The sequence below is a fragment of the Psychrosphaera sp. HA2-10 genome (genome assembly GCF_055693745.1).
The window spans coordinates 2,737,579-2,760,615 of sequence record NZ_CM146341.1 but is presented as its reverse complement, the minus strand read 5'-3'; the positions used below and the strand labels follow the sequence as shown (position 1 = coordinate 2,760,615).

General features: G+C 39.5%; 21 protein-coding genes. 9 read left to right on the top strand and 12 right to left on the bottom strand.

The genetic code is table 11. The features are described 5' to 3' along the window. Nucleotides 1-51: 51 nt before the first annotated feature. Both ACZ1GV_RS12530 and ACZ1GV_RS12525 read left to right on the top strand, forming a co-directional pair. Nucleotides 52-1,491 carry a YdgA family protein gene (locus tag ACZ1GV_RS12530; RefSeq protein ID WP_472674450.1) on the top strand — a complete coding sequence of 480 codons (1,440 nt, stop codon included), beginning with the start codon at nucleotides 52-54 and terminating at the stop codon, nucleotides 1,489-1,491. 192 nt (nucleotides 1,492-1,683) lie between these two features. Then, nucleotides 1,684-3,561, top strand: a complete 1,878-nt coding sequence (locus ACZ1GV_RS12525; protein WP_472674448.1) for a cation:proton antiporter — start codon at nucleotides 1,684-1,686, stop codon at nucleotides 3,559-3,561. Nucleotides 3,562-3,632: 71 nt separating this feature from the next. Here ACZ1GV_RS12525 and ACZ1GV_RS12520 read toward each other — a convergent pair whose 3' ends face one another. The 5 genes from ACZ1GV_RS12520 to rimK form a co-directional block, all read right to left on the bottom strand. After that, entirely contained in the window at nucleotides 3,633-4,064 is a 432-nt protein-coding gene (locus ACZ1GV_RS12520) for an organic hydroperoxide resistance protein (RefSeq protein ID WP_472674447.1), read from the bottom strand. Nucleotides 4,065-4,181: 117 nt separating this feature from the next. After that, entirely contained in the window at nucleotides 4,182-4,859 is a 678-nt protein-coding gene (locus ACZ1GV_RS12515; protein ID WP_472674446.1) for a tetratricopeptide repeat protein, read from the bottom strand. A 42-nt stretch (nucleotides 4,860-4,901) separates the two neighbouring features. Further along, a complete protein-coding gene (locus ACZ1GV_RS12510) occupies nucleotides 4,902-5,333 on the bottom strand; it encodes an ATP-dependent zinc protease family protein (protein ID WP_472674445.1) in 432 nt (143 codons plus the stop codon). A 10-nt stretch (nucleotides 5,334-5,343) separates the two neighbouring features. Continuing rightward, nucleotides 5,344-6,378, bottom strand: a complete 1,035-nt coding sequence (locus tag ACZ1GV_RS12505) for a succinylglutamate desuccinylase/aspartoacylase family protein (protein WP_472674444.1) — start codon at nucleotides 6,376-6,378, stop codon at nucleotides 5,344-5,346. Next, the gene (gene rimK / locus ACZ1GV_RS12500; protein WP_210560846.1) at nucleotides 6,378-7,283 is read right to left on the bottom strand and encodes a 30S ribosomal protein S6--L-glutamate ligase; all 906 of its coding nucleotides are present in this window, start codon (nucleotides 7,281-7,283) and stop codon (nucleotides 6,378-6,380) included. Before rimK ends, ACZ1GV_RS12505 begins: the two co-directional genes overlap by 1 nt. Before the next feature lie 243 nt (nucleotides 7,284-7,526). On the opposite strand from rimK, the gene ACZ1GV_RS12495 reads away from it, so the two are divergent. The 5 genes from ACZ1GV_RS12495 (at nucleotide 7,527) to ACZ1GV_RS12475 (ending at nucleotide 13,566) form a co-directional block, all read left to right on the top strand. Further along, the gene (locus ACZ1GV_RS12495; RefSeq protein WP_210560847.1) at nucleotides 7,527-8,474 is read left to right on the top strand and encodes an efflux RND transporter periplasmic adaptor subunit; all 948 of its coding nucleotides are present in this window, start codon (nucleotides 7,527-7,529) and stop codon (nucleotides 8,472-8,474) included. Nucleotides 8,475-8,481: 7 nt separating this feature from the next. Beyond that, entirely contained in the window at nucleotides 8,482-11,505 is a 3,024-nt protein-coding gene (locus ACZ1GV_RS12490) for an efflux RND transporter permease subunit (protein ID WP_210560848.1), read from the top strand. Between the two features lie 130 nt (nucleotides 11,506-11,635). Next, nucleotides 11,636-12,766, top strand: a complete 1,131-nt coding sequence (locus tag ACZ1GV_RS12485; RefSeq protein WP_472674443.1) for an ExeA family protein — start codon at nucleotides 11,636-11,638, stop codon at nucleotides 12,764-12,766. Nucleotides 12,767-12,922: 156 nt separating this feature from the next. Next, on the top strand, nucleotides 12,923-13,345 hold the full coding sequence (locus ACZ1GV_RS12480) for a hypothetical protein (RefSeq protein WP_210560850.1): 423 nt from the start codon (nucleotides 12,923-12,925) through the stop codon (nucleotides 13,343-13,345). A gap of 2 nt (nucleotides 13,346-13,347) precedes the next feature. Next, nucleotides 13,348-13,566: a helix-turn-helix transcriptional regulator gene (locus ACZ1GV_RS12475; RefSeq protein ID WP_210560851.1), complete on the top strand. Its 219-nt coding sequence runs from the start codon at nucleotides 13,348-13,350 to the stop codon at nucleotides 13,564-13,566. Between the two features lie 70 nt (nucleotides 13,567-13,636). Here ACZ1GV_RS12475 and prsR read toward each other — a convergent pair whose 3' ends face one another. The 7 genes from prsR to ACZ1GV_RS12440 form a co-directional block, all read right to left on the bottom strand. Then, nucleotides 13,637-14,995: a PEP-CTERM-box response regulator transcription factor gene (prsR, locus tag ACZ1GV_RS12470; RefSeq protein WP_210560852.1), complete on the bottom strand. Its 1,359-nt coding sequence runs from the start codon at nucleotides 14,993-14,995 to the stop codon at nucleotides 13,637-13,639. Beyond that, complete coding sequence (gene prsK / locus ACZ1GV_RS12465) at nucleotides 14,995-17,046, bottom strand: XrtA/PEP-CTERM system histidine kinase PrsK (protein ID WP_472674442.1); 2,052 nt, start codon at nucleotides 17,044-17,046, stop codon at nucleotides 14,995-14,997. The genes prsR and prsK overlap by 1 nt, the downstream gene beginning before the upstream one ends. A gap of 100 nt (nucleotides 17,047-17,146) precedes the next feature. Beyond that, nucleotides 17,147-17,968 (bottom strand): trypsin-like peptidase domain-containing protein, encoded by an 822-nt coding sequence (locus ACZ1GV_RS12460; RefSeq protein WP_210560854.1) that lies wholly within the window; start codon nucleotides 17,966-17,968, stop codon nucleotides 17,147-17,149. Further along, complete coding sequence (locus tag ACZ1GV_RS12455; protein WP_472674441.1) at nucleotides 17,952-19,049, bottom strand: nucleotidyltransferase domain-containing protein; 1,098 nt, start codon at nucleotides 19,047-19,049, stop codon at nucleotides 17,952-17,954. Before ACZ1GV_RS12455 ends, ACZ1GV_RS12460 begins: the two co-directional genes overlap by 17 nt. Beyond that, entirely contained in the window at nucleotides 19,046-19,945 is a 900-nt protein-coding gene (locus tag ACZ1GV_RS12450; protein ID WP_472674440.1) for an HprK-related kinase A, read from the bottom strand. Before ACZ1GV_RS12450 ends, ACZ1GV_RS12455 begins: the two co-directional genes overlap by 4 nt. 3 nt (nucleotides 19,946-19,948) lie before the next feature. Continuing rightward, nucleotides 19,949-20,185 carry a hypothetical protein gene (locus ACZ1GV_RS12445; protein ID WP_472674439.1) on the bottom strand — a complete coding sequence of 79 codons (237 nt, stop codon included), beginning with the start codon at nucleotides 20,183-20,185 and terminating at the stop codon, nucleotides 19,949-19,951. 17 nt (nucleotides 20,186-20,202) lie between these two features. Next, nucleotides 20,203-20,877 carry a hypothetical protein gene (locus tag ACZ1GV_RS12440; RefSeq protein ID WP_472674438.1) on the bottom strand — a complete coding sequence of 225 codons (675 nt, stop codon included), beginning with the start codon at nucleotides 20,875-20,877 and terminating at the stop codon, nucleotides 20,203-20,205. Between the two features lie 401 nt (nucleotides 20,878-21,278). On the opposite strand from ACZ1GV_RS12440, the gene ACZ1GV_RS12435 reads away from it, so the two are divergent. Both ACZ1GV_RS12435 and ACZ1GV_RS12430 read left to right on the top strand, forming a co-directional pair. After that, nucleotides 21,279-22,154, top strand: coding sequence for a PEP-CTERM/exosortase system-associated acyltransferase (locus ACZ1GV_RS12435; protein WP_210560860.1), 876 nt, complete (start codon nucleotides 21,279-21,281; stop codon nucleotides 22,152-22,154). A gap of 13 nt (nucleotides 22,155-22,167) precedes the next feature. Beyond that, entirely contained in the window at nucleotides 22,168-23,022 is an 855-nt protein-coding gene (locus ACZ1GV_RS12430) for a ThiF family adenylyltransferase (protein ID WP_210560861.1), read from the top strand. The last annotated feature ends 15 nt before the right edge of the window (nucleotides 23,023-23,037 follow it).

Genomic DNA, 23,037 nt, shown 5'->3' with positions numbered 1-23,037 from the left:
TATGGGCATAATTGGGTAACAACAAAAATAAAATCCAAACAAGGACGTAACATGAGTAATCTTAAAACAGGTCTATCTATCGTTGCTGGTGCAGTTTTAGCGACCGCTATCGTTGGCCCAAAAGTGGTTGGCTCTCAGTTTGAGTCAGTATTAAACGGGCAAATCGCCAAGTTAAATGAAACTCCAGGATACAAAGCTGAAATCACTTCTTTTGAGTCTTCTTGGTTTGCCTCAGACGCTAAAATTAGCATTAGCCTCGACCTCGACGCTTCGTCTCCAAATACCGATGTAAATGAAGAGCCGATGGAGCCGATTACGTCAATTATTGATGTAACCGCGCAACATGGACCGCTACTTTTTAATGATGTAGCAACATTCGGTTGGTTAACAATGACCGCCAGTGTTGATGGTCGTTCAATTTCTGAAAATATAACGACAGAAAACAACCAACCTTTATACCAAATTACCAATCACATGACCTTATTAGGTAATCATTTGTTTAACGATATGATGCCAGCGCTAGAGTTTAACTGTGTTGGCTGTGAGCAACCTCTTAAAATCGTATATAAAGGGTATGAAGGAAAAGGGCAATCTTCAAGCGCAGGCGTCTTTTACCAAGGCAAAGGTTTAGCAACAGAGTTTTATGTCACCGAAGGTGAGTTAATGTTCGGTAACATGAATGTTGATTTCACTGGTGATGTATCAATGGAACAGCTGTTTGCTATGGGCTTTTATGACTCAACAGCAAGAATGTTGATTGAAGATGTGACCTATACAAACGCCCTTACAGGCCAAAAAGTTGAACTTACCGGTTTAGCGTTGACAACAGATACGCAACTTGACGAAACAACTCAGTTGGCCGATATGTCGATAGGTTATGCCCTAGAAACGTTTAAAGATGGTCAATATGATGGTCAAGACTTTGATGTTGAATTTGAGTTTACTAACATTGATAGCGAATTCTTAAAGGCGTATGAAGGCTTCTTAAAACAAGCAAATGAAATGATCGACAGCGACCCTGAGCAATATAACTCGCTGCAAGCTGAGTTTATTGGTAAACACGTTCTTGCATTAGTCGAAGCAAATCCGCATGTAAATTTAACTAAATTAAATGGTACTTTTGCACAAGGCAGCTTTAATGGTCAGCTAGACTCGGAATTAGTTAATATTACGGCATTACCTGACAATATTGCTGATCCTAAATTTTGGTTAACTCACACTAAAGCCAATGGTGAGTTGCTGATTGATAAAGGACTAGCAAACTATTTTGCGCAACTGATGGTAGCTTCTCAGATTCGTCAAAATCCGCAAGCTCAAGGTATGCCTGAAGAGCAAATTCAAGAAATTGCACAAGCTCAATCAGGAACAGTAATTAACTCATTAATTCAGCAAGGTTTCATTGTGGAATTAGAGAAACAATTCGTATCAAAAATTAGCTTACTTGATATGCAATTCATGATTAACGATCAGCAAATTCCTCTGCCTTATTAAATCCTAAATATCTGCCAGAAGCCTGTTCCAATAGTGAACAGGCTTTTTTTTCTCTTTCTGTTATCATCAACCTTTACTATTTTGATCCTAATTGGATGAAAGTTCGTTAGTTTTTACTATTCTTTTGCTATTGCTCTACACTTAACAGTTCGTTATTGTCGAGATTGCTTATCCTCATAGACAGGAACCTATATGTCAGATTTAACACTCGCACTAGCATTAGTGGGAATCATTTCAATTGCTTGTCAGTTTTTTGCGCATCGAGTAAAACTGCCGGCGATTTTGTTTTTGTTACTTGCCGGAATTTTTGTTGGTCCAGTAACAGGCACAATTAACGCCGATCAGCTTTTTGGTGACTTACTGTTCCCGGTTGTTTCGCTATCGGTAGCTATTATTTTATTTGAAGGTGCCTTAACGCTAAAAATAGCCGACATTAGCGGGCATGGTGCTATGGTGCGAAACCTATGTAGTGTAGGCGTATTGATAACTTGGTTGGTGGTAACGCCATTAGCCTATATTGGCTTAGATATACCGCTCGGTTTGGCTGCTTTATTTGCTGCAATTGTTACCGTAACTGGGCCAACCGTCATCGTGCCTATGTTACGAACGGTACGACCAAAGGGAAATGTGGCTAATATCTTGCGCTGGGAAGGTATTGTTATTGACCCAATTGGCGCGTTATTTGCGGTTTTAGTGTTTGAATTTTTAATGACACAACAAGATGCATTTACTCATACGCTGTGGGCATTTGGACAAACTGTATTATCAGGATTAGCCTTTGGTACGGCAGCAGGTTACTTTTTAGGTCGAGCTATTCGCGGCAACTGGTTCCCACACTATTTACAAAATACGGCTGTGCTAACCATAGTACTAGGCGTATTTGCAATGTCTAATGCGATGGCTCATGAGTCTGGCTTATTAACGGTGACAGTCGCGGGTATGATTCTAGCGAACATGAAAAATGTGAACGTTGATGATATTTTAGAGTTTAAAGAAACGCTAAGTGTTTTGCTTATCTCAGGTCTGTTTATTTTACTAGCAAGTCGTATCGATTTTGCTGAGATTCAAGCCGTGGGCTTTGGTGCAATAGTTGTCATTATCGGTCTTATATTTATTGCTCGCCCGTTAAGCGTTTTTATCTCGTCAATTGGTACTGGACTGCCATTAAAAGAACTTATGTTACTGAGCTGGATAGCGCCTCGAGGCATTGTTGCAGCTGCGGTATCTGCACTATTCTCATTAAAACTTGAAGAGCAAGGTTACGAGCAAGCTAGCGTTTTAGTGCCAGTGGTATTCTTAGTGATCATTGCCACGGTTGTTTTGCAAAGTTTGACTTCGACCAAAGTTGCAGAAATCCTAAAACTTCGTGAGCCTGAGCCAAATGGTTTCCTATTATTTGGTGCGAGTGACTTCTCTAGAGCGTTAGCGGCGGAACTTAAGAATAATAACATTGCGACAACTATTGCCGATCCAAACTGGGACGCTATTAAAAAAGCGCGTATGGAAAATGCTCGCACCTACTTTGGTAATCCTATTTCTGATCATGCATCTCGACGCTTGGATTTATCCGGGATAGGCAATTTACTCGTATTGTCACCGTATCGGCAGTTAAACCCCATGGTAATGACGCACTTTGAACATGAGTTTGGTCATGAAGCAACCATTTTAGGTCTTGCTACTAGTGACAATGCCAGTATGGAAAGCCATCAAATATCAGAAGGTTTTGCTAAAAAGCTAACGTTATTTGGTGAGAGCGTCACTTATGGTTACCTTGCTAGTGCTATGAAAAAAGGGGCAGTCATTAAAACGACTAATATTAGCGAAGACTTTACTTTCCAAGATTATTTGAATAAGTACGACCGTGACTTAATTCCGCTGATCAGTATTAGTGAGAAACGTGTTGAAGTCTTTAAGTCAGATAAAAAGACATCACCAAAAGGTGGTTGGAAGATTGTTAGTTTAATTTTAAATCCATCAAAGGTAGCGTCGGATAAAAAGCTGGAAGCGGCAAAAGCCACTGGAAGCATTAAAGATGGCGCATTGCCCTCGGATCCTGCACCAGAAAGTTAAAAAAAGGTTTGTCTATACATAAAAAAACGCCCTAATAAATAGGGCGTTTTGCTTTTAATTATATGTGATATTTATAATACGTTTAGCGTTACGTTAATGTTACCGCGCGTCGCATTAGAATATGGGCAAACTTGGTGCGCTTTTTCTACTAAGGCTTTGGCGTCATCTTTGTCCATATCGCCTAACGACACATTTAGCTCAGCCTCAATACCAAAGCCATGCTCAATAGGACCGATAGATACGCTTGCATTAACAAAAGTGTCTTCAGGAATTGACTTTTTATCACCTGCTGCAACGGCTTTAAGCGCGCCGATAAAACAAGCTGAATAACCTGCCGCAAATAGCTGTTCTGGATTAGTACCTTCACCGTCGTTGCCACCTAGTGCTCTTGGTGCGCTTAAAGATAGATCCAACTTTCCGTCATCAGATTTTGCAGTACCACCATCACGACCACCTGTAGTGTGAGTGTGTGCTGTATATAAAACTTTTTGTAAGTCGCTCATAGAATCTCCTTTTTGATTAATACCTTACTGTAGCAACTTACGGCAATTTTGCGTGATTGGATCTAAATATATTAGTTTTAATGAGAATTATTACCATCTGGATTTGATGGGGCTTTATTAACTTTTATCTTCTTCAATAATAAGAGGCAAGTTAACCCACCGCCAAGGAAAGGCGCAAGACATGCCGGGTGTACAAGTTTGTGAGTTTGCGGCGGTAATAACGTGATCAAAAGATATTTTTTTTGTAATACGAATACGTTCCATCGTACGGATCTTTTTATTTTGCCCATAGACAACTGGTTTTTGTTTTATACTTGATGACTTAGCGTCAGTTTTACCTTTCTCATCACTGTTAATTTGTGTACTTACAAGGGATACATTAGAGTTTTGTTTTTCCGATAACTCGGCTTTTAAAATTTCAAGCTGTGTGTGGGCTTCAGGAACTTTCAGTTTTACAGCTTTATTATATAGTTTTAGTGCTAAGTCTGTGTCCTGTTCAACATAAAGGCCTCTGTGGTAAAAGTGGGCCATTTGGAAAATTGCAGACGGCTCTTTTTGTCTTAGAGCCGAGCGCAAATAGTTTAAACCTTTATCTACTTCAGGATCTTCGCCTGTCCCGTCAATAAACATGATGCCTAATGCTACTTTAGCTAACGCCGAGCCTTGGTTAGCAAGTCGTTTAAGCTGATTTTTTTCAGACGAACAATCGGACTTACAAAAATCTATTATCTCAAAGCTTTCACTTTGAGCCTGAAAGGAAAAAACTAATAATAAAGTTAAAAAAAGTGCTTTCATACGAATTCCTTGTTTGATTAATAAACACTTTTTAACCTTAGCTTATTTATCAGAACAAAGAAATACTTGCGATGGATCAACCAAAAATCGGTTACCTAAGCCTTCGCGACCTAACAACATTAAGTAGCTCATATCAGAGCGGTCCGTTAAGGTGATTTCAATGTCAAATGTTAATCCACCAATGACCATAGGAGTTTTAATCACATAACGTTGTTCTGACGTGCCATTAGACGATTTGATTCGCCTAATGTCATGTATCTCCGCTTTACACGATACGATTTTACTAACGTTATGAATATCAGGGTGAATATCAAACTGCACTGCTCGTTTACCATCTAGCTTGCATTTGACAATATTATCAACATGCAAAGACGATGTTTTTGCGCCAGTATCAACACGAACTTCAAGCTCAGAAATTGTGAGCTCTGGTAATTCAACTACTTCTAAATTTCCAACAATTAGTTTATCAGTCATGCTTTTATCTCTATTGCTGTTCTAAACCACCAGACAACTCTGGTAATAATTGTTCTTGAACGTTTTCAATATGTTCAACAATGTCATCTTCTTCTTCGGTAAAAAAGGCAATGTGAAACATAGCTTCACCTTCTTGCACCAAAGGAATGTTTTGTTGACCAATAATGATGCCATTCTTTTCGGCAATCACTTTGTTAATGACGTTACCGTAAGGGCTACCAATTTCAGCCAATACATCGCCTTTTTCAACCTTGTCACCTAGTGACACTCGAGTATTAAAAATACCACTGGCATTAGCTCGGTACCACTTGCTGTTTTTAGCGACGGCACAAGATACCTGTTTGTGTTTGTTTTTACGTAACATACCAAAGTGTCGAAGGATATTTTTAACGCCTTTCACACCGGCACGAATAGAAAACTCATCAAAACGCAACGCTTCACCAGCTTCGTACAACAAGATCTTAGTTTTTGTTTGGCTGGCCGCTTCTCGCAAAGAACCTTCAAGTATCTCAGCGTTTAATACTACCGGCACACCAAACAACTGTGCTAACTCACTCGTCTCTTGGTCTTCTAAGTTAGCGCGAATTTGTGGCAAGTTAGATCTATGTATCGCGCCTGTATGCAAGTCGATACCATAATCACATTTACTAACAATCTCGGTCAAAAACTTGTTTGCAACACGAGATGCTAATGAGCCTTTGGCTGAGCCAGGGAAGCTACGGTTTAAATCACGTCTGTCAGGCATATATCGGCTTTGGTTTACCACACCGTAAACGTTAACAATTGGCACCGCGATTAAGGTGCCACGTAATATCTTAAATTTAGGATTTGAAATTACACGACGGATAATTTCTATGCCGTTGAGTTCATCACCATGGATAGCGGCACTAACAAATACAGTCGGTCCTGGTTTTTTTGCACGAAACACATGAATCGGCAAGGAAACATCGGAGTCTGTGTACAGTTTAGCAACGGGTAATTCTAACTTAACATTTGTGCCAGGAAGAATTTCATTACCATCGATAATCAACGAGCTTTGCGCCATTAACCTTTACCTTTAGTACGGTTGTTGTTTGGTTTTGCATTTTTTTCAATAAACTCAAATACCATTTTCGCAACATCTTTACCTGTTGCCGTTTCAATACCTTCAAGACCTGGCGAAGAGTTTACTTCCATCACCATAGGTCCACTTGCCGATTGTAATAAATCAACACCACAGAAGTTTAAGCCCATCGCTTTTGCTGCGTTTACCGCTGTTTCACGTTCAGCTTTTGATAATTTAACCAGCGTTGCGCTACCGCCACGGTGTAGGTTAGAACGGAATTCGCCTTCTGCACCTTGACGCTTCATCGCTGCAACCACTTTGCCGCCGATCACTAAACAACGAATGTCAGCACCGCCCGCTTCTTTAACAAACTCTTGTACTAAGATGTTTGCTTCTAGGCCCATGAACGCTTCGATAATTGCTTCAGCTGCCTTGTTAGTATCTGCTAGTACTACGCCAATTCCCTGCGTACCTTCAAGTAACTTAATAACGAGAGGCGCGCCACCAACATTTTTAATTAAATCTTTAATTTTATCAGGGCGACTCGCAAAACCAGTACGAGGTAGGCCAATGCCTTTACGCGACAATAATTGTAACGAGCGTAATTTATCGCGTGAACGACTAATCGCTACCGACTCATTTACAGAGAAAGTACCCGTCATTTCAAACTGTCGAACTACCGCAGTTCCGTAAAAAGTGACCGACGCACCAATACGGGGAATAACAGCATCGTATTTAGGTAAGTCTTTACCGTGATAACGAACTGTTGGTCGGCTTGAAGTGATGTCCATATAACAATGAAGCGTGTCGATAATATCAACTTCGTGACCTAGTGCTTCACCCGCTTCTTTTAAGCGACGTGTAGAGTACAGGTTTTCATTACGGGACAAGATGGCGATTTTCATTAGTAGCCTTAATAAATTAATTTTTAAAGAAAAAGTGTCTGAGCGTCATCGCTCGGGTATTCCACAAGACTAGAACAAAAACCCAGAAAATTAGAACCTTTTTTTCAGTTTTGGTGAAAATATTTTATTGAGTAATGGATAAAAAAAAGCCCCTCACATACTATAATGACTCAAGATTACATATTTCAGTATTTCTAAGGGAATATTAGGTACTGAAGGGTCTCAATTCACAAGGAGTCGACATTGATATATCGAGTAGTAATTCTATTGGCTGTACTTGCCCTTTGGACAACGTCGGCTATTGCCTCTGAAGCCATGGAAATAAAGGCTGAGCCTTATGTCAAAACCAATACTAGAGTTGGTCAATTAGCGTTTTTTAAGACCTATCAACAGTCGTTTAAGTCAGCGGGTAACGTCATTGAATTATCGTTGGAAGAGGGTCAAACCTTTAAAAAAGGCGATGTATTAGCAAAAGTCGATACCGACGATCTGTCATCTGAATTAAACCAACTAATTGCAGAAAAGGCATTCGTTAATAAAGAGATTGAACGACTCAAAAAACTTAAAAAAGTGAATGCCGTTTCTCAAAGCGATGTCGACCGACAGAAGTCTCGCTCCTCACAACTTAGAGCACAAATCATTCGTACACGAGAGTTTCTCGATGCTGCACTAATTGTTGCGCCGTTTGATGGTGTAGTAATTAGTCGTTATATCGATGCCGGTGAATTTGTTAACGCCGGTCAAGCCGTCATTTCTATCGCGCCGGTTGCAGATAACTTAGTGGTTGAAGTAGCAGTACAAGATCAACTGTTGATGCATTTGGCCGTTGGTCAAAAAATTATGTTAGAAAATCGTAGCAGCGACGCAAAGCTTTTAGGCGAAGTTAAAACCGTACCGCAAATGCCAGAAGCTAATACAGGCCTATTTGTTGTAAAAATTATGATCACTGATACTGAGAATACGCGAGTTGGCTCGCTATACAATGTCACCTTAACGCAGTCAATGAACATGGTTTACCCGATCCCTGCGGATTATGTACAGCTAGACTTTAATCAAACGGCTATCTTAATGCTCAACAACGATGGCAAAAAAGCGACACCAAAGCGTTTGAAAGTCATCGATCATAATTCAGAGTATGTTTACGTTAAAGCAGACTCTCAATCGTCAATCAATATCGTAAAAATGGATTAATGCATCTATGTTGCACTCGGTAAACCAATACCTGTCAAAAAATATTCGCTTGTTAGGTTTGTTGCTAGCGATGGTTTTTTTGCTCGGGGGCAACTCGTTATTAACCATGCCAAAGGCGGAAGATCCGCAGTTTTTATTACCGATAAATGTTGTCGAAGTCATTGTCCCTGGCATGTCGCCGTTACTTTTGGAAACTCAGGTAATTGAACCAATAGAGCGATCACTTGGGCTGGTTGAAAACATAAAAACGATAGAATCAAGAGCCCGTCATGGCTCTGTGAATATGATTATAAAGTTTATTCACGGAACTAACCCAGAAGATGGTTTCGACGAAATTGTTCGTGCGGTTACACGAATAAGAGGAGAGCTACCGGATGATGTGCAGAATGTCATCTTCTTTAAAGCGTCCCCAACCACAGTTAATGTTTTACAGTTAGCTATTTCGCATCCTGACAATGATTGGCAAACCATTCAACGCGGTGCCAATAAACTAAAAAACCTATTGCAAGCGTTACCAAATATCCAACAGTCCGAAGTATGGGGCTTGCCTCAGTTAGTCGTTGCGGTAGATGTTGATCCTGCAAAACTGATTCGCTATAAAGTTAATATTCAAGAAGTAATGGCGGCAGTCGCGGAAAGAGGTCAATCAACACACGCAGGATATATCGATGATAAACAAGTTAGGTTTACGATAAACTTGTCCGGTGAGTATAAAGATATATCGCAACTGCAAAATACAGTGATCAAAATGCACGACTCAGCGCAAATTACCCTCGCTGATGTAGCAAGTGTAAAAATAGACTTTAATAACCCTGACAACTTAGCGTTTGTAGCCGATAAACCAGTTGTTTTTGTCACCGCTCAACAGCGTATGGGCGCCAACATTTATGAACTTGGTGGACAAGTCGAGCAGGTGCTTGCCGAATTTTCTACATCTCATCCAGACTTACAAACTCAAACTATATTTGCTCAAGAAGATAGTGTTCATTATCGAATTAACGGCTTTTTAAGAGATCTCGCGAGTGGCCTTTTATTAATTTTAGTTTGCCTGTTCTTCTTTATGGGCTTCAAACAGTCGTTTTGGGTATCTTTGGCGTTACCAATTACTATTTTTGCAACGCTAACGATTATGAACTTGATGGGGTTTGTATTACAGCAAATGACCATCGCCGGACTTATAGTGGCCTTAGGACTATTAGTAGATAACTCTTTAGTGGTCGTCGAACAATTTGTGAAGGTACAAGATAAGGTATCGAGTCGAATTGAGGCAATTAAACAGGTGATTAGTGATGTTGGTTTGCCACTAATGTCCGGCACGTTAACTACGGTATTTGCGTTTTTACCGTTATTGCTATTACAAAGTGACACTGGCGACTTTATGAGAGCCTTGCCTGTATCTGTCTCTATTTCATTACTGGTGTCATTAGTCGTTGCTCTTATTGTTTTACCGGTATTAATGAGTGTGTTTGGTGTATCAAAGGAGTCGAGTTGGACACTGTCGTACAAGTTAAATAAGTTTGCCGAGGGTTGGTTCTCTAAACTGTTAAATAAGCTGTTAGTGAGACCTATCTTGGTGCTTTTGGTATTTGCAGTTGGGTTATTTGCTTGTATTAGCTTAATGTCGAAAGTGGGCGTAAGTCTATTTCCAAAAGCAGAGAAAAGCATGCTGGTGGTTAATTTAGAAACGCCGGTACAGTCCTCACTTGCCTTTACTCAAGAGTCTGCGTTAAAGCTAAGCGAAGAGTTACAAAAATTAAAATATGTAAAAAATGTGGTGACAACCGTCGGTGCCACAAGTCCACGCATATACTACAACCATACGTCAGATCGTGGGCGTGCCAATTATGCACAGTTAATGGTGATAGCTGACAATTACGAAAAAGATAAAATTCAAAGCATGATTAATACGATACGAACTAAATATGCGAATTCTAGTTTAGGTAAAATCAACGTCTTTGAATTTCAACAAGGTCCAGTAACCGACAGGCCTATTACGTTTAGAATATTAGGTGACGATTTAGATCAGCTTGCTAATCGGGCCGCAGAATTACAGGCCTACATCGAAAGCCTTGAACATACTTTTGATGTGCGCAACATCACGGCAGAGTCTGGTTTTGCTTACGATATAAAAATAGACGAAATTAAAGCAAAGCAGCGCAATGTCGATCTTGCTTCTGCGGAGCAGCAAGTGAGTTTAATGATTGATGGCGAGTTTGCAGCAGAAATTAACGACCGTTTTGGTCAGGCCTATCCAATTTTAATTCGTAGTCAGCAAGAGTCGGTAGACGCGTTAGAGTCACTGTATATCAAAAATAATGCCGGTCTTGATATTCCTTTATCAGCGATTGCATCGATACAAGCCACACGTTTAAAACCGGCGTTTTATCATTATCAACGTATTAGAATGGCTCGCGTTTCTGCCGATGTGGTTCAGCCTGGCAATGTGGCTGAAATCACAGCAAAAATTGAAGACTACTTGCAAAGCTTGTCGTGGCATAACGGCTTAAGCTATAAGGTTGGTGGCGAAGAAGAGGCACGAAAAGAGAGTTTTGGTGGGTTATCACAAATACTCATCGTGGTAGTGGTAAGTATTTTTGTGCTGCTATTTATTCAGTTTAATAGTTTTGCACAGCCATTAGTTATTATAAGTCTGTTACCCATTGCCTTTGCCGGATCGGTATTTGGTATGTTCATAACTAGCTTAAGTTTTTCCATGATGGCGTTTATTGGTTTAATTAGCTTGATTGGTATCATGGTGAACGATGCAATTATTGTGGTGGATGGTTTTAATCGAGGCCGTTATCGTTTTAACTCAGCGAAAGAAGCGATGGTCGCGTCGGTAGCGAGTCGATTCACGCCAGTCATTCTTACCTCATTAACGACAGTGGTAGGTTTGTTACCATTAACACTCTATGGTGGTGATTTATGGCAACCTATGGGTACCGTAATAATTACAGGGTTAGCATTTACTACCTTAGCGTCGTTAATTTGGGTGCCGGCCCTAACGCTTATTTTAACTAGGCGTAAATAATAGCAGTAATAATAAATCTTAAAGTTTGATAATTTTAATTGCTTAGCCACAAATTCGTTAAAGGCTAGAGCGAGTATGTTAAGCTTTCGCACATAAACATAGAAAGTTACTTTGATGGAGAAATTAAGTAATGTACGAGGAGTTTTTTGGGTTAACACGCAAGCCATTTCAGTTGACCCCAGATCCTGAGATCTTTTTTGCTAGTACAGGTCATCAAAAGGCGCTGTCCTATTTACAATATGGCCTTACTCAAAGCGAAGGTTTTATTGTTATTACAGGCAATGTAGGCACAGGTAAAACAACAATCGCCAATCACTTAATTTCACAGTTAGAAGAAGAAAATATTGTCGCTCGACAGCTAGTTACACCTAACTTATCTCCAGACGATTTAATAATATCTATAACCAAGTTATTTAGACTACACCCAGAGGGCGATACTAAAGCCGCTCATATTGCAGAGTTAACTGACTATATGCGTCGTTTAAGTGCGATGGGACGCAGAATGTTGCTTATCATAGATGAAGCCCAAAACTTACCGGTTGAGTCTATTGAAGAGCTGAGAATGTTATCGAATATTCAGGTTGATGGTAAGTCGATTATCCAAAGCTTTTTACTCGGTCAAACGGAACTAGAAGGTGTACTGAGCGCACCAATCATGGAGCAGTTTAGGCAACGAGTCATCGCATCTGCAAGCCTAAACCCACTAGGTGAGTTAGAACTATATAATTATATAAACTTCCGCATGAATAAGGCTGGTTGGCAAGGTGAGCCTTTGTTTTCGCAAGAGGCTGTGTCCTTAGTACATAAATTCACAGACGGAATCCCTCGTAAAATCAATACCTTTTTAGATCGCGTTCTGTTATTCACCTTTATGGAAGAAAAACATACCATAGATGTTGATGTTATTAATGACGTGATCAAAGAGGTTTCAAGTGAGCTTAATCATCAGGTAGATGACGTCCAAACTATTCGGCATTCTGGTATGCCAGCGACCGCTTCTAATCCAAATGCTGGTGGTAATAAAACTGATTTATCAGGCAGAGATAAAGACTTTATGCCATCGGAGTCTGAGCTTGCAGATCTTAACTCTGCATTAATGGGCAGTGGACTAAATACCGAAAAAATTGAAACGCTACTAGAGTCTATTTTAATGATGAGTCGTCGTTCTTTATTGGTACAAAGTCAGATTCTAAAAGAGCTAAAAATTCAAAATGAATCAAGCGCAAACTCAGCTGACAGTAGTACTGACAATAAAACTTAACTAGCTAGCTGATGTTAGAAAACCGATAATCAGACATTCACGCATAAATCCCCATGTTAAAAATATTTGACATGAAAAATCTTTAGCCCTATATTTGACCCATTATCAATGTTAAGTATTTTTAACATAACTATTAGGCCAAACTAAGGAAAAGTCATGTCATTTCACGAGAAATCAGCTTGGGTAATGTTAATTGCATTATCTATAACAACAGCACTATATATTTCTAGCTTACTTGGGTTATCAAGTGTAGCTGGTCATCTTATAGAACCTTCATTACCTATGTTAATTGCGTACACAATAGTACTCGTGGTGATATCGGTAGTGGGACAAATCGTTATTGCCATTTTGGCGCCTAAAGACGCTAATTCTGCATTAGATGAACGAGACCAAGGTATTCTTGTTAAAGCAAGTCATTGGTCTAGCTTTATTCTGGGCTTTGGTGTGGTGTCAGGTTTGATTCATTATCTAGTATTAGCCGACGGTGGCCTGTTGTTTTATATCGTATTTGGTAGTTTAGTATTTAGCCAAATAACTGAATATATCGCGCAAATCGTCTTATATCGAAGAGGGTTTTAAGTGTGGCTAAATTAATTCCTATCGCTAATACGGTAAAAGAATTAAGAGAGCGCCATGGCAATATGACTCAAGGACAATTGGGTGACTTAGTGGGTGTTACTCGCCAAACGGTTGCAGCAATTGAACAGCGTCGATATTCACCATCATTAGAAACGGCGTTTCGAATCGCTAGAGAGTTTAATGTTGGTTTGGACGATCTATTTACCTGGCAGGGCGACTAGTAACCAGGGCGACTGATCATAAAGCTTTAGGTATTCAACGTTATTAAAATATGAGTAGATAAAGCCAGAATTAATCTGGCTTTATGTCTTTTAAATTGTACTTATCAATCAAAGAATAAAGGGTTGGGCGTGTTACTCCAAGTAGTTCAGCCGTGCGTGAAATATTATGCTTTGCCTGTGCAAATGCGGTTCTTATAGCCTGACTTTCGGCGTTTTCTCTTACCGCTTTTAAATTCAGCTCGGTCACTTCATTGTCACTTGAAGCAACATTATAAAAACCTAAATCTTCAGCGGTAATTAAATTAGCATCAGAAATAATTACTGCTGACTTTAATTTGTTTTGTAGCTCACGAATATTACCCGACCAATTATGGTTCATCATGGCTTGAATGGCATCTTCCGAGAAACCTCGTACATTCTGCGAAAACTCTTTATTAAAAATATTTAGAAAGTGCTTTGCTAATACAACAACATCACCACTTCGATCGCGTAACGGTGGAATTTCTATCGTGACTTCACCGACACGATAATATAAGTCTTCACGAAACTCTTCACGCTTTGACATATCTGGTAAATCACGATGTGTCGCGCAAATAACCCGAACATTAACGGAAATTTCACTACGCCCGCCAACACGTTCGATTACACGCTCTTGTAAAAAACGTAACATCTTGGCTTGTAAATTTAATGGCATATCGCCAATTTCATCTAAAAATAAAGTGCCACCGTTTGCAAACTCGACTTTACCTTTGGTGGTTTTAGCGGCGCCGGTAAATGCACCTTTTTCGTAACCAAAAAGCTCACTTTCTAACAAATTATCTGGAATAGACGCGCAGTTGATAGCAACAAACGGCCCTTTGTTTCTCGGACTAGCATCATGAATGGCGCGTGCGAATACTTCTTTACCTGTACCACTTTCGCCAAGCAATAAGGTAGTGATGTCTGCTTTCGCAATTCGCTCTGCTAAACGACATGCCTTTTGAATATCAGGGCTATTTCCAATAATACCACCGAACGGATTTTGGCCATGTTGCAACGAGCGATGTTCGGCTTCTAATTTAGCAAGGTGGAAAGCGCGACCAACAATAATCGACAGCGTCTCCATATCAATAGGTTTCTGATAAAAATCGTAAGCTCCTAGCTCAATCGCTTTTAATGCATTGGCTTTGTCAGAGTTGCCAGTAACAACAATAACTTTGGTATTCGGCGCGAGTGACATTATTTCAGCAAGAATAGCTAAGCCTTCAGAAGCATTGGCGGGGTCAGGTGGCAAGCCCAAATCTAACGTAACAACTTTTGGCTCATGGCGGCGTAATTGAGAAATAGCTTTTTGACGATCCTCGGCAAAAATCAATTCATAATCAGATAAGCCCCATTTAAGTTGCTTTTGAATACCTAAGTCGTCTTCAACAATTAATAACTTGTCCATCAGTCTTCCCTTGTCGTCAGAGGTAAGCACATCACAAAAGTGGTGCCAATTCCCAAATCACTATTTACCGTTAATATGCCACCACTTTCTGCAGCAAAGGTTTTTGCTTCGTATACGCCAACGCCCATGCCTGCATTTCCTTTTGTGGTTTCAAATGGCTTGAATAGTTGATTATCAATGAAATCTTGGCTCATTCCAATGCCTGTATCGGAAATAATAATCTTAATATCTTGCTTATGGCTGTCCAATGTAAGCTTCACCAGAACAGATCCGTTTTCGTCTGTTGCTTGTTGGGCATTGTCGATGAGATGGCCGATAACGGAACTAAACCTGTCTTTATCAAGTGCAATTGATAGCTCGTTTGGGTGTGCAACAAATAACGGCTTAGGTTTAGCATTTTGAAATTGTTCAACAACTTCCGATAACGTCCGATTAACCTCTATCAGGGCCTCCGAGCTTCTTTGTTGCTGTTTGTCCTTCAGCTGCGTTAGCATTTTATCCATGCGAACCTTAGTGTGCTCAAGCGTTTCAAAGGTATCATCTATAAATTCTGGGTTATCTCTAAACTTCTTGCTGTTACTAACAATCATACCGATTTGAGCGATAACGTTTTTAAGATCATGTACAACAAACGCTGACATTCTATTAAAAGCAGCAAATTTTGCGTTCTCTTCTAGCCGTTCTTTTGCTTCACCCGATCGAATAAAGCTACTTACCTGTGACGATACTGCGGTTAGATAGTCTCGTATTTCCCAGTTAATTTTAATTCGGTCGGCATTTTTACTGGATAATAAAAAGCAGCCATGTAGTTCTTTATTAATAAAGATAGGCAAGACTATTTCTATGCCATCGGCCATTAACGCCTCGACTTTGCAGTCACTAAAATGAGTTTTATATTCTTCTCGGTCAAAATCTGGCAAGTCTAAAATCCAGTGACTTTTATCTAGTTTTGGAATGAGGCAATGTAATTCAAGCATGCCTTTGTGTGACAGTCCAAAAACATCGGGCGTGGTTAATTCTAAGTGTTCATGTCTACGCACGATATAAGCACCGGTAGAATAATGTAACGAGCCACAAACCCCTTTAAGGCTAGTAACGTAAAAGTCTTTATCGCCTTCCGCTTCATTTAGGGTATTTGTTAACTTTAACCACTCTTCGCGATAGTCAAACTGATTTGCGTAAAAATGCTTTTGAATATAAGTGCGGAAATATTTGCGAAGTGACTCTGAAATAAAGATATAAGCCAAAGCAACTAAAGCTCCAGCAATAAATACCGTTTGTATTACTCCTGACCAAGAAGCCCCAATTTGCTGAATAATGTAGCCCGTCAACGCCATGATCAACAGATAAATACCTGAAAACAGCAAGAGAGAACTGTTTAATACAACATCTCTAGAGATAAATACGCGTAAATTCCATGCCGAAACTCGTTTCATGCTCAGCAATAGGAAAGGCGTTAACATCGCATATATATAGGGTCTCGAAGCTAAGTAATTAATGTCAACATTACTTAATAACAAGGCATTCGACATCATTACTAAGTGAAAAATGTTTACCATTGCTAGGCCCAATACCAAAGGCTTATAAGCCCATTTATTGTCACCTGCACTACGATAAATTTGTTCAATAAGAATAAGCTGAATGATGCTACCTAGCAGGCTTGCGCCAATAATAATTTGCAGTTCTAAAGCGGGACTTAAAAGTGGAGAAAATATCGCCATATTAAATATGACAACTAGAAAGCCAATAGTTAGTACAAACTTACCTCTAATAAAACTGCTAATCTTTTCGTGCTGCGAGTCTAATATTGCCAGTAACAAAAGCGTCCACATTGCAATTTGAAAAGATTCTAGCAATGGTGATATGAAAAACGGTGAACTCGATACAGAAGCGCCTAGCGCATAACCAATCACCCAAATAATCATGGTTATATAGGTAAGTAAAAATATTGAACGAACCGGACCTTTTGCTCGACTACCAAATAAAAGCGCAGCATTGGTTAAATATCCAAGCAAACATAAAGTTAGGCCAATAAAATATGCGATTTCCACAACTAGTTCCTGTTTTAATTATTATGCTAGTTACTGACTACTGACTACTGACTACTGACTACTGACTACTGACTACTGACTACTGACTACTGACTACTGACTACTGAGGCACTTGTTTAAGCAACTCATGTATTTCTGAAACAGGAATCGCATAACTAATACCACTAGGATCTGATAATACACTCTCACGGGTCTTTTTCACTAGCACACTATTAATAATGGCGATGACCTTTCCAGATTTAACCTCAACAACCGGGCTACCGCTATTGCCAGGGTAAGCCGTAACATCAAGTTGATATACAAAAAGTGGGTCGCGAAGCCTTTTAATCATTTCAATTGATAACTGACTGGCATTTTGTTGAGGAATCGCTTGAGGCACAAAGGCTGACACATAACCAATATTAATTGCTTTAAACAAACCTAATACCGAACCAATTGGCAAACCGGCCATCATAATTTGGCTGCCAGCCGGCGCGTTATATTTAGCACCGCTTAATTGCATTGCGGGTAGAGGTGCATCTATTTTAATAATCGCAACATCGGCACGTTCGTCCTGTGCAATCAACGTCGCGTTATAAAAGCGAGCTTTAGTACTCTCACCAACATGCACCGAAATCTGCGCTTTATCCGCCAAGTATTCATCACCATTAACCACATGATGATTAGTCGCAATGATGCTACTCGTTGCGTTTGAGCTAACAACAAAGCCTGTACCGCGTAATTGATATCGTGGTGCACTTAACGGGTTATAAACACCGACACCAACAACCGATTGCTTAGTTGCGTTGGCCAATTCAATGAGCTTGTTTGGCTCGTGGGCTTGTGCATTAGACACTAAAAAAGGAGTAAATATCACACATAGCAATGCATACAACGCAACGACTGATCTAGAACCGCAAAACTGATTAACCAAGCCTGTCATTTTGTTTATCCTTTGATTTATCTTCTAAATAGCGTTCTTTAAAGTTATATATAAACTTTCGACATAAGTGCGGTATTAAAATATGTATTGGCATTTTAATGAGGTGACTTCGCATATATAGCCAAAATAATGCAAAGCGTTGTCTAATACCATCTTGCTCTACAGTGTCGGCGCTAAATACAAAGTGATAAGACGGCAAGGTAACTTGCGCAGTAATAAAGCGTCGATTAATGAGCTGTTCTACTGAATCGAAACCCTTTTTATCACCAATATTTAGTAATACAAAGTATAACGCCAACTCAATATAAGTCTCTAGTCCCAACGCCCTAGCTCTGTCTAACAACCGGCTAGATGCATTGGCGTCGCTTATTTCGTTATATAAAATAATTAAGTCTGTAATGTCTCGAATAGCGTGAGGAAACTCACCTTCAGTAAACAAGTGAGTCGCGCTATGAATAAACCTATCGAGCTCGTCTAGAGTTTGCATTTTTAACTGTGGTAACAATACCGCGTTTAAACGATTTGCATTAAAGTGCTTTTTGTTCGTCAAAGGCAAGATGTTGTGATGTAAATCTATCGTAGTGAACCTTTTGTTGTGCACTAAAGGTTGAATTTCATGCATCCACTCTCGAAAATAACGTTTGTCATAATCAGTTTCTTTATTATGAAAATAACCCAACGTCATCAAGGCTATTTCTGCTTCCCGCAATTGGGCCTTGTCGACAAGAATATCGATATCGTTAAAAATTCGTCCATTGCTAGTATCTGATGATAACGCAATATAAGCCGCGCCTTTTAAAACAGTAGAAGGGATGTTTCGCTCAGACAAGCAAGTGGCTATTTCGTTAAGCTCTCTGTTAATGTTAACTTTTTGTTGAGCGACAAACTTATTAGAATTAGCGAAGTGAATCTTTACTTTATTCGGTACAAACTCTTCACAATGATGCACTTGAATTCGCCACCATAATCGCCCAAGCATATTTTGATCTCGACCATGAGTGACAATTTTACTCCACTCATCTAACGTTAAATGCTCGATCTTTGCGGGGTTATTATATATTGAGATTAAAAGATTACTCATGATTGCAAACTCTCAAACCAGTCTATGGCAGCTGAATTATCACTATATTGCAGAGAGTACCCTTGAATGCCATCAACAAAGTTAGTCAATGTATTAAAACCTGATAAACCTAAAATATTATAATTAAATGAGTTTTCAATAACCGAAAAAAACACCTTATCTTGACTCATAGCTTCTGAGTAAATATCGGTATTCACGACATATTTTGGAAAAATAACATGGGTGGCTTTGGACTTGATGTTAATGTTTTGCAACGCACTATCTGGCGCTTTAAATAAACATACATCACCTTTGTGCGTATCACGAACAATATCTGAATGGATAGCATTAGGGAAAGCTTTTTGCACTACATCAATAGATTGGTTTTTTAGGTTAATTGGCCTAGCTAGAGGTTGTATTAAGCCCGAATCGGTATCTATTAAGGTTAATTCATCAGAAAGCAACCGCCATCCAGAGTACACCAACAAAGCGGTTAAGGTACTTTTACCTGAACCAGGTGGCGCTGGCATTACGATGCAAACTCCCTCTTTTTCAATCACTGCAGCGTGAACAATTAAATATTGGTGGCTATGGGAAGAAATACACCAGTTTAATCCCCACTCAAACATAGGAAAAGCCTGTGAGGCACCAATAGGTGTAAAAGGTTCGTTATCGCCTAGCGAAAAAATGCATTGTTTTCTTACGAAGCGTCTAATAAAAGACTTGGAGGTTCGTAACCTAATTTCAAAATCAACAAAACTATTGTCGGGTAGAGCAGTAAATTCGGAGTAAATTTTTGAGATTTCTTGATAAACAACATCAAAGTCACTATCAACAGACACAGAAAAAGGACCGACATCAAACTTGAGAATATTTCCTTTTTTCAACTGTGATTGGGGTAATTCCTTTATCTTCAACGACTAGCTCTCTATCAGTGCTCTCTTTTGTAACGAGTCTACCGTATTATTAACAGCCGACAAAGCTTCATCTTCAGTACAACCATAGTCTTTTATAATAGTTGCAGCTAAGGCTTGCTTATCTGGTGCGCCGGAACTTAATAGGGTAAAAAAATCTTGGTTATCTAAGGGAACAAAGAGGGTTTCAGAATGCGTGGTGTGGTAGATATAAGTACCGTGACCCTCATGAGTGCGGGTCACAATACCAGGATAAAACTTTAACAAACCGTATCAGCTTCCCAACTCATATCTTCCTGACCTTCATGAATCAGGTTAGTTAAGATTAGCTTAGCATCAGTATACGACACTCGGCCTTGTTCGTAGTCTCTACAGAAGTTACGGATCTCTTCTTGTGTGTAAGGGTAACCGCTTGCGCCATACAATGGATCAGCATTTAGATAGGCTGTTAGCATGAAGCGGTCGACCTGGGTGACTGAATGACCATTGATATTGGCTGTTTCGCCGCCTTTAGTCCAGTTGCTAGGTGAAAGAACATCTCTAACTTGGGCTGCCAATAACGACCCCGGGAAAATACCACCAATACCACCATAAAACTTGTCGTAGTAAAAGTCTGGTAATTTGCTACCGCCTTTTGATGTTTGGCATTCGTTGTCATTGCTTGTCACGAGAGCTGATGAACTCGAACTTTTAGGGCCTTTATTTTTGTCATTTTTGTGATCATGGAAATAGCCAGGGCTAAAACCGTTAAAACGCGTGATTCTGGAAGTAGAGGACATTCCCGCAGATTGGTGACTAGAGTTCGCATTTCCAGTCGCCCACACAGGTGCGGCCGCGATTGCCGTTATTACTGGGGCAACCTTTGCACTTTTGATCAGGAGCTGTCGTCTAGAGGCTTTTAAAGCGCCCTTAACGTCGTTTTTTTGATTTTCCATGTTTCTTACCACCAGAATTTATTACAGAGCTTTGTTTAATTATAAACAGACAAGCCGAAATTATAAACATAATTGTGCAATTTATAGGCCGTATTTTAACTCGTTGATTTTGTTTGTTTTTTATTCCTACTTAGAAGGTGTTGTTAAATATCCTGACAGTAAATAAAATGCCAACTTTTACGCTAGGATATTTACCTAACTACAACAGGTTTATTAAATACAAATATACGCGCAATTTAATATTAAGGTTTTGAAATCTATTTAACTTATTTTAAAGGCAAAATATGAGGAATAAGCTTTACTAATTTATAACGCACAGAACATCATTAAAATGGTTTTACAAACGAAAAATTTAAAGGCACTGTGTAAGTGATAAAGGAACGCAGTTTAGGACAATTGTTATGAATTTCTTGAAAAGTCTATCTAAAAAACCTGTAATAGGTGGTGCGGTTAGATATTTGATGCAAGTGTTAGCCAACCAACAAGCGAAAAGTATTGCTAACCATTTCTCTGAGTATTTGCAACCAACAGTAGCAATGACAGAATCTGAAAAAGAAAAGGCATTCGCAATAAGACACGACGTTTATTGTGAGGAATTAAAATTTGAACCGCTTAGAGAGTCTAGACTGGAAAATGACGAATTTGACAAGCAGTCTATCCACTGCCTCATACAACACCGCTCTACGGAAAAATATGCCGGTACGGTTAGAATGGTATGTTCTAATTCTCCTGAACAACTATTACCAATAGAAAAATATTGCCTAGACTCAATTGATCATCCAACCCTAAACCCAAACCTATTTAAACGCGAAGAAATTTGTGAGATTTCGAGATTAGCAGTACCTTCAGAATTCAGACGTCGACAATCAGATAAGTTTAAAGGTGCTGCGACAGGTGCAATTAATGAAACAGTTTATTCTGAACGTGAATTACGTTGCTTCCCTTTTATTGCGGTAGGTTTATATCTTTCTGCTGCGAGTGTGGTTATGAAGGCCGGCGTAAAACATGTCTTTGTTATGATGGAGCCTAGACTAGCTCGAAGCTTAAAGTTTGTCGGGATAGAGTTCGAACAAATTGGTCCTGTTGTTGACTACCACGGCAAGCGAGCACCTTACTACATAGATCCTTATTCGTTGCATAAAACACTAAGCCCTGGATTTCAGCTATTATTTAAAAATATCATTAATGATCTTTCTTTGGACAACAAAGAAAACTTCGATGCAGAATTAATAGGTGTACATGCCTTTCCAAAAAAACTAATCCAAACTGAGTCATAAGTCGGGCCAAATTATGTTTAATTACGATGATGCTTTTTCAAGAAATATAGGTTGGGTAACGGAGGCCGAACAAGCCAAACTAAAAAACAGCAGAATCGCCTTTGCAGGTTGTGGAGGAGTTGGTTCTGCACATGTAACTGCACTGGCTCGTTTAGGTGTCGGAAATTTTAACATCTCTGATTTTGACGAATATGAAGTACATAACTTTAACCGTCAGCTCGGAGCTTATATGTCTACCATTGATGAGCCTAAATGCTCGGTGATGGGCAAAGTCATCAAAGATATTAATCCAGAAGCAGATGTGAAAGAGTTTCCAACAGGAATCTTTGAAAATAACGTTGATGAATTTCTCGACAACGTAGACATTTACGTTGACTGCTTAGACTTTTTTGCGCTTGAGGCACGAAAGTTAGTTTTTAAAAAATGTGAAGAAAAGCAAATTCCCGTTATAACAGCAGCGCCCTTAGGTATGGGCAGTGCCTATTTGTGCTTTATGCCGGGTAAAATGTCTTATGAACAGTATTTTAGGTTTGAAGACAAACAAACGGAAAATGAGCAATTAATCCAATTTTTAATTGGTCTGTCACCATCAATGTTACAACGTAAGTATTTGGTTCTGCCAGAAAAGGCTGATTTTAAAGCAAAAAAAGGGCCTTCTACGATAATGGGTGTGATGTTTTGTGCAGCGGTTGCAGCATCTAACGTATTAAAAGTACTTCTAAACAGAGGTGACGTGATTGTCGCACCGCATGGCCTCCACTTTGATGGTTACACCAACAAACTCAAGAAAACCTACTTGCCATTTGGAAACCGCGGTATCAAGCAGAGACTAATGTACAAGATAGCGCACAATATAGTTAATAAATAGACTGTCTAACTTTTT